Raw genomic sequence first — 11,942 nt, forward strand, 5'->3', positions numbered from 1 at the left:
CCAATGATCCCACGTATATCACAAGCCCCCGATGTCAGTGAACTGACACAGGACTATTTGACTGCACTAAAAAAAGCTGGCTTTACTGGGGATACAACCAGTCGCTATGCAGATAGACTCACTATGGCGACAGATAACAGTATTTATCAACTGTTGCCACAAGCCGTTGTATTTCCCCGCTCCAGTGCCGATGTTGTACTGTTGGCAAGGGTGGCAGGAGAGGAGTGTTTTAAGACTCTGACATTTACCCCACGCGGTGGGGGTACGGGTACGAATGGGCAATCACTTAACAATGGTATTGTGGTGGATATGTCCCGCTATATGAATCGTATTCTGGAAATTAACCCAGAACGAGGATGGGTAAGAGTAGAAGCCGGTGTTATCAAAGATCAGCTTAATCAATATCTAAAACCTTTCGGTTATTTTTTTTCTCCGGAACTTTCAACCAGTAATCGCGCCACATTGGGCGGTATGATCAATACAGATGCTTCCGGTCAGGGATCACTGGTTTATGGTAAAACCTCGGATCATGTACTTGGTGTACGTGCTGTTTTATTAGGGGGGGAAATGTTGGATACCCGTCCTATGGGCACAGCACTGGCGGAATCGATTGCTCAAGAAGAGAGTGTTATTGGTCGTGTTTATAAAACAGTATTGGAACGTTGTCGTGAACAGCGGGCATTGATCATTGAGAAATTTCCTAAACTCAATAGATTTCTGACAGGATACGATTTGCGCCATGTATTCAGCGACGATATGCAATCTTTTGATCTCACTCGGATTTTGACGGGCTCTGAAGGTACTCTGGCTTTCATTACGGAGGCGACACTGGATATCACGCCGTTACCTAAAGTCAGACGATTAGTGAATATCAAATATGACTCCTTTGATTCTGCCCTGCGTAACGCTCCTTTTATGGTGGAGGCCAAAGCACTCTCAGTCGAAACGGTAGACTCTAAGGTACTAAATTTAGCGCGTGAAGATATCATCTGGCATTCAGTGAAAGAATTGATTGCTGATGTACCTGATAAGGATATGCAAGGGCTGAATATTGTCGAGTTCAGTGGCAATGATGAACAAGAAATTAATCAGCAGCTGCAAGGGCTTTGCTTGCGTCTTGATGAATTGATGGATCAAAATCAGGCAGGCATTATTGGCTATCAGACGTGCAATGACTTGATAGATATTGAGCGCATTTATGCCATGCGGAAAAAGTCCGTCGGATTATTGGGCAATAGTAAAGGTGCAGCTAAACCAATTCCATTTGTCGAAGATACTTGTGTTCCTCCTCAGTATCTTGCTGATTATATCGTTGAATTTCGCCAGCTCTTAGATAGCCACAAACTGAATTACGGTATGTTTGGGCATGTAGATGCAGGTGTTTTGCATGTGCGCCCTGCATTGGATATGTGTGATCCTCAACAAGAAATCTTGATGAAACAGATTTCTGATGAAATTGTTCATTTAACAGGCAAGTATGGTGGTTTGTTATGGGGAGAACATGGAAAAGGTTTTCGAGCAGAATATAGTCCTGCCTTTTTTGGCGAGGTTTTGTATGACGAATTGCGTCGGATAAAAGCGGCATTTGATCCATTTAATCGATTAAATCCGGGGAAAATTTGTCCTCCAATTGGAGTCGATGCTCCAATGATGAAAGTTGATGCCGCTAAACGTGGAACTTATGATCGTACTATTCCTGTCAATGTAAGAACGGCATTCCGTGGAGCGATGGAATGTAATGGTAATGGATTATGCTTTAATTTTGATGCTAGAAGCCCAATGTGCCCATCAATGAAAATCAGTCAGCATCGGATACACTCTCCCAAAGGGAGGGCGACTTTGGTTAGAGAATGGTTACGGCTTTTGACAGAGCAGGGGATTGAACCTAAGTTATTAGAACAGGGGTTGGATCAGGCGCGTCCCAGTTTGCGTGGATTGATTGAAAAGACTCGCAATAGCTGGCAGGCGTGGCGAGGTGAATATGATTTTTCACATGAAGTCAAAGAGGCAATGTCAGGTTGCTTAGCCTGTAAAGCGTGTTCAACACAATGTCCCATCAAGATTGATGTGCCTTCATTCCGTTCACGATTTTTAGATTTGTATCACAGTCGTTATCTGCGTCCATTGCGTGATCATATTGTTGCCAGTGTTGAATACAGTACGCCATTAATGGCGAAAGCGCCGCGAGTATTTAATTTTTTCCTGCAACAACCATGGGTACAAAAAATAAGCCGGCATACCATTGGTATGGCTGATCTACCGTTACTCTCCTACCCGACATTGCAACAGCAACTTGCTGGACATTATGCAGCAAGGACAACGCTGGAACAGTTGGAAGATTTATCTCCCTTTCAGCGTGATCAACATGTGCTTATTGTCCAAGATCCTTTCACAAGTTACTACGATGCAAAAGTAATCACTAATTTGGTGCAATTGACAGAAAAATTGGGGTATAAACCTGTCTTACTACCATTTTCACCCAATGGAAAAGCACAGCATGTCAAAGGGTTCCTGAATCGCTTTGCTAAAACTGCGAGGAAAACCGCTGATTTTCTTAATCGGATTGCGCGTCTGAATATTCCCATGATAGGTGTCGATCCTGCCCTGATACTGTGCTACCGGGATGAATACAACGATATTCTCGGCGAACAGAGGGGAAATTTTAAAGTTCAATTGGTGCATGAATGGCTGACTGACATCCTACCGGAAAAAATGTCACAAGAGAAAAGCGATATTTCAATGTCCGGGCAGGACTGGTATTTACTGGGGCACTGTACAGAAGTGACGGCATTACCTAATAGTGGTAAACAATGGAGTGATATCTTTCGCCATTTTGGTCATCAATTGAATAATATCAGCGTCGGATGTTGTGGTATGGCAGGCACATATGGTCATGAAAAGAAAAATCTGGAGAGATCCATTGGCATTTACAAACTTTCATGGGCCCCAGCACTGAAAAATCTATCTTTAGAACATTGCTTAAGTACAGGATACTCATGCCGCAGTCAGGTCAAACGTATAGAAGGAAAGGGACTAAAACATCCATTACAAGCCTTATTGGAGATAATGCCGTGATTTGGAAACGTAATATAGATGTGAATACACTTAATCAATTTAATGATGAGAGCATAGTAAGACATATAGGGATCGAATTTACTCAAATTGGCGATGATTTTGTTGAAGGAACAATGCCAGTTGATAAACGAACTAAACAGCCATTCGGACTCCTGCATGGCGGAGCATCAGTGGTATTGGCTGAAACACTCGGTTCGTTTGCAGGTTATCTCTGTTCGGAAGGTGAACAAAAAGTAGTGGGTGTGGAAATTAATGCGAATCACCTTAAATCTGTTCGTGAAGGTATGGTTAAAGGGGTTTGCAAACCCATCCACCTTGGTCGTTCACACCAGGTTTGGCAGATTGATATCTATAACGATCATAAACAACTATGTTGCACTTCCCGTCTGACAACGGCAGTTCTACCTTAGCGTTATCATATTTTTCTATTATGGTTTTGTTCCTGCCAGTATTAGGCTGGCGGGAATAATAGGGCAATATTTCAGACACAAAAAAGCAGAAGCGGATCATCATACGGTTAAATGCCATCAAAACACTTTGGGGTTATAAATTTATTGCTGAATGACATTTTGAAGCCTATTAAGTAGAAAACGTCAGAAAGTTTAGAAGATGTTGGAAATAGGTAGTTAAAATTGAATCTCATTAGGATTCCTCTTTGATTGCTGTAAATAAGATAGAACTGCCTTACAAAATAGGCTATTAATTAATCACAAACATTCAAGTATTATTTTCAGGAAGCACGTATGAAGCGACTTGTGACTTTTATCAACATGTTTTTGATTGGCATGTTGTCGTTAAGTGGATTGACTAATATCGCCCATGCCCTCGAGTATCCACTGCCTCCTGCTAATAGCCGTCTGATTGGCGAAAATTCCACTTATATTGTACCTGATGATGGTCTTTCGTTGGAATCCATTGCAGCTAAATACCAAATAGGTTTATTGGCGATGTTGGAAGCTAACCCTGGCATTGATCCCTATTTACCTACATCTGGTACCAAGTTAATTATTCCATCACAGATGCTGCTTCCGGATACTCCTCGCCAAGGAATTATTATTAATCTGGCTGAACTCAGGCTTTATTATTTTCCTAAGAACGAAAATTATGTCATTGTGTACCCTATTGGAATAGGTCAGCTTGGGCGTGATACGCCAATCATGACAACGTCAGTTAGTCAGTTGATCAAGAATCCAACATGGACACCAACTGCTAATATTCGCAAGGACTATGCCAGTAGGGGAATTCTTTTGCCTACTGTGGTACCAGCAGGCTTGGATAACCCAATGGGAGATTTTGCTTTACGTTTGTCCGCTGGGCGCGGTGAATATCTTATTCATGGTACTAATGCCAATTTCGGTATTGGTATGCGTGTGAGTTCAGGATGTATTCGTTTGCGACCTGATGATATTGAGTATTTGTTTCGAACTGTCCCACGAGGGACGCGAGTCCAGGTCATTAATGAACCTGTGAAATATGCAATAGAGCCAGATGGTAAGCGCTACGTGGAAGTTCATCAGCCACTTTCCAATAAAGAGTCTGATGATCCACAAATGATGCCGATTCCACGCTCTGAAGGCATAATGAAATTTATTGATAATCGTGGAACAGATGAGGTCCTTGTCGATCAAGCCATTATTCGCCGATCGGGAATGCCGGTGCAGGTGAATACAGGACTGACTGCAAATAGCCAAGAGAAAAAGAAGCTTTCAAGGCCAAACAAAGGCACAGAAGAAACGGTTGTCTCTGAAATTAGACCAGTTAAGATACAGTCGTTACACCAACCAGGGCCGATCTACCAACCTGAATCCTAAAAATCCTAAAAAATTGTGGAGATTATAGAGGAAGGTTGAAATAGAAATGGCGTACCATAGTAGTACGCCATTTTTTCTATCTACCACAAGATTATTTCTTGTATGAGCGAACTTGGTTATTAAGACGCTGATTTGCTCGAGCGGCTTCATCTTTGGCTGATTGTGCTTCAGAACGAATAGAACTGATGTCACTACTCAACCGGTCAACTTTAGAACCGAGAGTGTGAACCTGTGAGGCGAGTTGTTCAACTTTAGTTGCGTTTGAGCAACCCGCTAACAGAGTAGAAGCCAGAATTACTGCACCAAATACAACTTTAGTACGATTCATCACATTACCCTCTAGATTAAGTTAATCTCCAAATAGCCATCTAAGTATTACACAAACTATTTTAGAAAGAGAATAAATTTTTGCTATAAAAAATTCTATCGTCTTTTATCTTAAAATAAGCTAATAAATTTTGGATAACAAAATAAAACGGTGTTCTAATGGTTGATTTAACCAGAGCTGTCCCAATTGTTGCATGATATGTATTCCATTTTTACTTTTCCATAATAAACAATAGCACAGTTTATCTATTTAATTTTTTTAATGGTAAAAGGATGGTTGAATCAATATTGTTAAATTAACATGAATTATTGTTATATAAAGAATCTCTTGTTATAAATACAAATGAGCGAAAATAGTAAAGTATTCCTATATTGAGATTGAGTAATATCATAAAGAACCATAGAACAAGTTATTCCTAGTTATTGGGTTGTCATTCTAAAAATGATGGTTTCATTTTATAGAGATAAATATGTTGAATGTAACTATGCACAACTGATTTCAAGATGTAGTGTATCTAACAAAAACAGCTAGTTGAAGGAAAGGATTTAAGTCGAAAAGTTCACAATAACACGGATGATGGCAGATTATAGGATTATAAGGAGCCCACATTTGTGTAATACAAAATGTGGGCTTTTTTTATGATTACCAGTACCGTCAAAAATTCTGACGGTGTTGCTGCTTATAATTTTGGGGTCTTAAAGCACATGGACAGAGGAAGTATTTGTAGTGCCACTTGGTACCAATGCGCCGGATACCATAACAACAATATCCCCTTCGTGTGCCATACCACTTGCCAATGCAGCTTCTTTACCAATACGGTAAAAATCATCGGTAGAAGCGATTTCTTTGACAACCTGAGTGGAGACACCTTTGACCAAAAGCAATTGACGTGCGGTGATTTCATTAGTTGTCAAAGCAAGGATTGGAGCGTTGGGGAAATACTTGCGGATAGATCTTGCAGATTTACCACCATAAGTTGCCACGACGAGCAGTGGAGCTTCCAGTTTTTCTGCAATTTCAACAGCACCACGGCAGACCGCTTCAGTAACGCGTAGTTTCTGAGCCTTAGTATTTTCAATTCGGCTGCCCATGACGCGATCTGTACGTTCACAGATTGTTGCCATGATGGAAACGGCTTCGACAGGATATTTCCCTTTAGCACTTTCACCAGAAAGCATCACTGCATCTGTACCGTCTAAAATAGCGTTGGCAACGTCACCGGCTTCGGCGCGGGTAGGACGTGGGTTTTTGATCATTGAATCCAGCATTTGAGTTGCAGTGATAACAACTTTACGAGCTGTATTACATTTTTCGATCATCATTTTTTGCGCGAAGATAACTTCTTCTACTGGGATTTCAACACCCAGATCACCACGGGCAACCATGATACCGTCAGATGCCTCGAGAATTTCATCAAAGTTACTCAGGCCTTCCTGATTTTCGATTTTGGAGATGATTTGGATATGTTCACCGCCATGAGCTTTCAGGTGCTCACGGATTTCCAGTACATCGGAGCGTTTACGGATGAACGAAGCCGCGATGAAATCTACACCTTGCTCACAACCGAAGATTAAATCTTGTTTATCTTTTTCTGCCAGTGCTGGTAAGTTGATAGAAACATTTGGCAAGTTAACACCTTTGTTTTCACCCAAGTCACCATTGTTCAAGACTTCACAGATGACTTCAGTCGCGGTGATTTCTTTAACGATCATGGCAATCAAACCATCATCAACCAATACGGTATTGCCTGGTTTCAGATCTTTAGACAATCCGGCATAAGTTACAGCAACGCGATTTTGATTACCGATAACGGACTTATCAGTTGTAAAGGTGAAAGACTGGCCTGCAGTGAGGGAGACATCATTGCCATTCTCCAGTTTCATAGTACGGATTTCAGGGCCTTTAGTATCCAGTAAGATGGCTGCTTTTTTACCAGTTTTCGCCACGACTGCGCGAATATTTTTAATGCGCTGACCATGCTCTTCGTAGTCACCGTGAGAAAAATTCAGGCGCATCACATTCATGCCCGCATTAAGCAACTCGGTCAATTTCTCTTCGGATTCTGTTTTTGGTCCGATAGTACAAACAATTTTGGTTTTTTTCATGACAATCTATCTACTGGTTTTAATGGGTTAAAAGAGTGAATCGCCAACTACTGGAATTTATGTTGACATCATCTGATGTTATAAATTGCGCAACATAATAGAATATGGATGGCAATAGAAAATGGATAGCAGAAAGCATTAAATGGTTTTTCAGCGTGAAGTCAGGCATGCGTAGACATGTAGATTTAGTTTGACTAATCATCTGTAATTTTTTCTGGATTCGGTAAATTAAATTGCTGAAACCATTCAACTTATGACATAAGCGTATTATAGAGACTAATTTCTGTGAAATGAATCAAAAAATGGTTCTTGAAAAGATTTACATACAGGGAGGGCGAAATAATCTGGCTTCATGTTAAAGAAATCAACGAGTTGTTGCGCAAACGGGGTGCAATTGAATTTTTAGCATGCAGATAGACAGGGCGACAATTAGTTTACAAATGCAGAGTTTATTCGAATGGAACAGGATAAGAAACTTAGGGAGAAAATATAATATCAATGTAGGGGTAATGGATTATATTTGGTGCGTCCGAGTGGACTCGAACCACCGACCCCCACCATGTCAAGGTGGTGCTCTAACCAACTGAGCTACGGACGCACATAAAATAATTTTCTCTATTAACCATAAATTTGGTGCGTCCGAGTGGACTCGAACCACCGACCCCCACCATGTCAAGGTGGTGCTCTAACCAACTGAGCTACGGACGCAATCTAAATTTCTGTGGCTAACAACGAGGACGAATATTAACGGGCACTGAGCTTTCTGGCAAGGGGAAAAATGCAAATTCTTATTCAATTGCTCGCAATTACATCTTTCAGTGTGAATTTACAGCTTTTTCCCCTTGTGTTGATAACTTAATGTACTGAAATATACTAAATTAACGAGTTGAACGTTTCAGAACATAATGAGCGGGTTGTTTGTGTGTCCATAGAATACGGTAACCCATCATGAATGCCGAAGCAGTTAAACCGATAATGAATCCAATCCAGAAACCTTGTGGCCCCATTGGTTCAGTTACATAATCAGTCAATGCCAGAATATAGCCACTGGGCAGCCCTAAGAGCCAATAAGCAATAAAAGTAATAAAGAAAATAGAGCGCGTATCTTTGTATCCACGCAATACCCCCGCTCCAATGACCTGAACCGCATCAGAAAGCTGGTAAATAGCGGCAAATAACATCAAGTGAGAAGCGAGAGAAACAACGTCGATGTCATCGTTGTACATGAATGCAATGCGTTCGCGAAACAATATTGTGAAGGTCGCAGTTATACAGGCAATAATTAAGCCAACAATAAGGCTAGTATAAGCGGATATTTTGGCACCTTCAGTTGATTGTTGACCCAAGTTATAGCCGACACGAATGGTTGCAGCGATTCCGAATGACAGCGGGAACATAAACATCATGGAGCTGAAATTGAGTGATATCTGGTGTCCTGCAACGGAGTTTACACCAAGTGGAGAAACCAATAATGAGACAACAGCAAACAGCGTAACCTCAAAGAACATTGCCAAGGCAATTGGTAAGCCAAGCAGTGCAATACGTTTTTGCATATGCCATTTAGGGCCTGAAAAATTATTGAATGTTTGAATATCCTTTTGGGAAGGAGAGTGTTTCACATATACAAAAAGCAATAGGAACATAACCCAGTAAACCGTTGCGGTTGCGACACCACAGCCTACACCACCCAATTCAGGCGCACCAAATTTACCGTAAATGAAAATATAGTTAACGGGAATATTGACCAGTAACCCGGCAATGCCGATTATCATTGCTGGTTTGGTTTTTGATAATCCTTCGCACTGACCGCGCAAGACTTGATAGAACAAATAACCTGGCGCCCCCCACATAATGGCGTGGATAAAGTTTGTGGCTTTTTTTGCCAATTCAGGATTAACGTTATGCTGTGCTTCTATAATAAATTGGCTGTTATACAATACCGCGATGACTAATATAGAGAGGAAGGTTGCAAGCCAGAACCCTTGTTGGATTTGACCAGCAATATTTTTTCTCTGACCAGATCCGTTCATATGTGCCACGATGGGTGTCAAGGCGAGCAATAAGCCTTGACCAAACAGAATTGTTGGCAACCAGATTGATGTACCAACGGCAACAGCCGACATATCAATAGCACTGGCTTTACCAGCCATGACTGTATCGACGAAACCCATCGCAGTTTGTGAAAACTGCGCAATAATGACGGGGATCCCTAGAGCGAGCAAACTACGCGCTTCATTTAAATATTTCTGCACGTACTACACCTTTTTTTGATTAAAAATTAACGAGAAAAACAAGGAATATTCTTGCGAGCAAACGATGTTAATGGAAAATGTATCGCTTATAAGCTTCTATATAATATAGAACTCGTTTTATTAATCCAATCACTGCACGATATTTATACTCAATAAATTAGGCAATAAGATTGAAACAACACTAAACTTAGCCGGAATAGTGCCTTAAGCAGAATGATGTTTAAACGGAGTGGCACTTAAAGGGAATAGTGTTTAAAAGCGATGAGTGGGTTAAACTAATCCACTAGATGAAATTATTAAAGAGGTTCCCATGTTTACAGGTATCGTTCAGGGAAAAGCACCGATAGTTGCCATTGATGAAAAAATGCATTTTCGGACTCATGTTGTTAAATTTCCGGCTGAATTATTACCCGGGATTGAAACAGGAGCTTCTGTTTCCCACAATGGTTGTTGTCTGACTGTTACTAAGATTAATGGTGATTTCATCAGCTTCGATTTAATGAAAGAAACATTGCGTCTGACCAATCTCGGCGAACTTAGAATAGGTGATTTAGTTAATCTGGAAAGAGCGGCTAAGTTTGGTGATGAAATTGGTGGGCATTTGATGTCCGGTCATATTATTACAACAGCAGAAATTGCCAAGATCTTCACTTCGGAAAATAACCATGAGATATGGTTTCGAATTCAAAACAAACCATTGATGAAATATATCCTGCACAAAGGGTTTGTTGGTATTGATGGGATTAGCCTGACAATTGGGGACGTAGTAAATAATCGCTTCTGTGTTCATTTGATTCCAGAAACATTGGAACGTACAACTCTAGGCAAAAAACGTTTGGGAGAAAAGGTTAATATTGAGATTGACCCACAAACTCAAGCGATTGTAGATACTGTCGAACGGGTTTTGGCTCAGAAAGAGCAAGAAAAATTATTGTTGCAGACCGAAGGACAGTAAAAAGTATTTTTCAGGTTGTTACATCGGTTTTCTGGTAACGTTATTCAATAGGATCCGGAAGCTACAGAAATGTCATTTCTGTTAGCTTCCGGAACTCCATTTAAGAAAATTATCTAGGTACTCTCAATCCCTTTTCAATGCCTTGTGGACTGAATACTATCTGCCATAACTGAATATCTCTTGAACGGAATGCACCAGCACAAGCATTCAGGTAATAGCTGAACATCCGTTTGAAACGTGGGCTGTAATTATGCTCTATTTCGTGCCAACTGGCAGTAAATCGCTCATACCATGCCATAAGTGTCCGGTCATAATCTGCACCAAAATTGTGCCAATCTTCCATGACAAACTTGCCACTAGTTGCTTTGGCAATTTTGGAGATCGATGGTAAGCAGCCATTGGGAAAGATATATTTACTGATCCAAGCATCAGCGCCTGATTTATCAACATTAGAACCGATGGTATGGAGAAGGAACAGGCCATCAGGAGTTAGGTTCTTTTTCACTATATTGAAATAATTATCATAATTCTTAGGGCCAACGTGCTCAAACATACCAACGGACACAACGCGATCAAACTGAAAGTTGAGGTTTCGGTAATCTTCGAGGATAATTTTTACATTTAGATCTTTGCAGCGTTCCTGCGAGTATTTTTGTTGTTCGGCCGAAATTGTTACTCCGGTGACAGATACACCGTAGTTTTTTGCTGCATAGGCTGCTAAACCTCCCCACCCACAGCCGATATCCAATAAAGTCATACCCGGAGATAATTGAAGCTTTTCGCAAATCAGGCGGAGCTTATGGGATTGTGCTTCTTCCAATGTATTGGCATCTTTCCAATAACCGCAAGAATATTGCATATGAGGATCAAGCATCCGAGTAAAAAGGTCATTGCCTAAATTATAATGTTCTTTACCTACAATCCAAGCACGTTTGGGAGATTGTAAATTAAATAAACGAGAAATAATTATCTTGAATATATCTTTAGTGTTTTTAGGAATACGATGTTCCAAACCTACCCGTAATATTTTATGAAAGAAAATATCAAGGCGATCACATTCCCACCAGCCGTCCATATAACTCTCACCTAGACCCAAGGAACCTTCTTTCAATACGCGTTTATAGAAGTCTGGATTTTTAATGCGTATGTCGGAAGGGCGTTTGCCATTGATCTCAATATCAGTTTCCTGAAGCAATTCATGGGCGATCCTATGCCAAGAATCCGTTATTGTTTTTTTATTTTCAATAAAAGATGAACTCATATACTCTCCAACATTTGTGTGATGGAATCTTGAGGCATCACTTTGTAGCTAATTTTTATTATGTTAAAATTTCGAATATTTTTTTGAAAATAATATGGAAATTAAACTGAAGGCACATATTGCCTGTTCATCCTGAAATTAAATAGAGCTTCAGT

Annotated in this window: 8 protein-coding genes and 2 tRNA genes; 4 read left to right on the plus strand and 6 right to left on the minus strand. The window is 40.5% G+C overall.

Annotation, left to right across the window (positions count from 1 at the left end; translation table 11 throughout):
• Positions 1-3 precede the first annotated feature (3 nt).
• From ydiJ to Xvie_RS12070, 3 genes are all read left to right on the plus strand, one after another.
• Positions 4-3,075 carry a D-2-hydroxyglutarate dehydrogenase YdiJ gene (gene ydiJ / locus Xvie_RS12060; protein ID WP_086109558.1) on the plus strand — a complete coding sequence of 1,024 codons (3,072 nt, stop codon included), beginning with the start codon at positions 4-6 and terminating at the stop codon, positions 3,073-3,075.
• Positions 3,072-3,485, plus strand: a complete 414-nt coding sequence (locus tag Xvie_RS12065) for a hotdog fold thioesterase (RefSeq protein ID WP_086109559.1) — start codon at positions 3,072-3,074, stop codon at positions 3,483-3,485. The genes ydiJ and Xvie_RS12065 overlap by 4 nt, the downstream gene beginning before the upstream one ends.
• A 333-nt stretch (positions 3,486-3,818) precedes the next feature.
• Positions 3,819-4,886 carry a L,D-transpeptidase family protein gene (locus tag Xvie_RS12070; protein ID WP_086109560.1) on the plus strand — a complete coding sequence of 356 codons (1,068 nt, stop codon included), beginning with the start codon at positions 3,819-3,821 and terminating at the stop codon, positions 4,884-4,886.
• Positions 4,887-4,977: 91 nt separating this feature from the next.
• On the opposite strand, the gene Xvie_RS12075 is transcribed toward Xvie_RS12070, so the two are convergent.
• The 5 genes from Xvie_RS12075 to Xvie_RS12095 form a co-directional block, all read right to left on the minus strand.
• Positions 4,978-5,214, minus strand: coding sequence for a major outer membrane lipoprotein (locus Xvie_RS12075; protein WP_086109561.1), 237 nt, complete (start codon positions 5,212-5,214; stop codon positions 4,978-4,980).
• Between the two features lie 695 nt (positions 5,215-5,909).
• Positions 5,910-7,319 carry a pyruvate kinase PykF gene (pykF, locus tag Xvie_RS12080; RefSeq protein WP_086109562.1) on the minus strand — a complete coding sequence of 470 codons (1,410 nt, stop codon included), beginning with the start codon at positions 7,317-7,319 and terminating at the stop codon, positions 5,910-5,912.
• 521 nt (positions 7,320-7,840) lie between these two features.
• Positions 7,841-7,917 (minus strand) — tRNA-Val (locus Xvie_RS12085).
• Positions 7,918-7,950: 33 nt separating this feature from the next.
• Positions 7,951-8,027 (minus strand) — tRNA-Val (locus Xvie_RS12090).
• A 170-nt stretch (positions 8,028-8,197) separates the two neighbouring features.
• Positions 8,198-9,571: an MATE family efflux transporter gene (locus tag Xvie_RS12095; protein ID WP_086109563.1), complete on the minus strand. Its 1,374-nt coding sequence runs from the start codon at positions 9,569-9,571 to the stop codon at positions 8,198-8,200.
• Between the two features lie 310 nt (positions 9,572-9,881).
• Here Xvie_RS12095 and Xvie_RS12100 point away from each other — a divergent pair, with 310 nt between their 5' ends.
• Positions 9,882-10,526 carry a riboflavin synthase subunit alpha gene (locus Xvie_RS12100; protein WP_086109564.1) on the plus strand — a complete coding sequence of 215 codons (645 nt, stop codon included), beginning with the start codon at positions 9,882-9,884 and terminating at the stop codon, positions 10,524-10,526.
• A 109-nt stretch (positions 10,527-10,635) separates the two neighbouring features.
• Here Xvie_RS12100 and cfa read toward each other — a convergent pair whose 3' ends face one another.
• Positions 10,636-11,787 (minus strand): cyclopropane fatty acyl phospholipid synthase, encoded by a 1,152-nt coding sequence (gene cfa / locus Xvie_RS12105; protein WP_086109565.1) that lies wholly within the window; start codon positions 11,785-11,787, stop codon positions 10,636-10,638.
• Between the last annotated feature and the right edge of the window lie 155 nt (positions 11,788-11,942).

This window comes from Xenorhabdus vietnamensis, assembly GCF_002127535.1.
In the GTDB taxonomy this organism is placed as follows: Bacteria; Pseudomonadota; Gammaproteobacteria; order Enterobacterales; family Enterobacteriaceae; genus Xenorhabdus; species Xenorhabdus vietnamensis.

What these genes read in the sequence shown, in the direction of transcription:
- ydiJ (WP_086109558.1), top strand. Translation starts at nt 4, where the DNA reads ATGATCCCACGTATATCACAAGCCCCCGATGTCAGTGAACTGACACAG.
- Xvie_RS12070 (WP_086109560.1), top strand. Translation starts at nt 3,819, where the DNA reads ATGAAGCGACTTGTGACTTTTATCAACATGTTTTTGATTGGCATGTTG.
- Xvie_RS12075 (WP_086109561.1), bottom strand. Translation starts at nt 5,214, where the DNA reads ATGAATCGTACTAAAGTTGTATTTGGTGCAGTAATTCTGGCTTCTACT.
- pykF (WP_086109562.1), bottom strand. Translation starts at nt 7,319, where the DNA reads ATGAAAAAAACCAAAATTGTTTGTACTATCGGACCAAAAACAGAATCC.
- Xvie_RS12100 (WP_086109564.1), top strand. Translation starts at nt 9,882, where the DNA reads ATGTTTACAGGTATCGTTCAGGGAAAAGCACCGATAGTTGCCATTGAT.
- cfa (WP_086109565.1), bottom strand. Translation starts at nt 11,787, where the DNA reads ATGAGTTCATCTTTTATTGAAAATAAAAAAACAATAACGGATTCTTGG.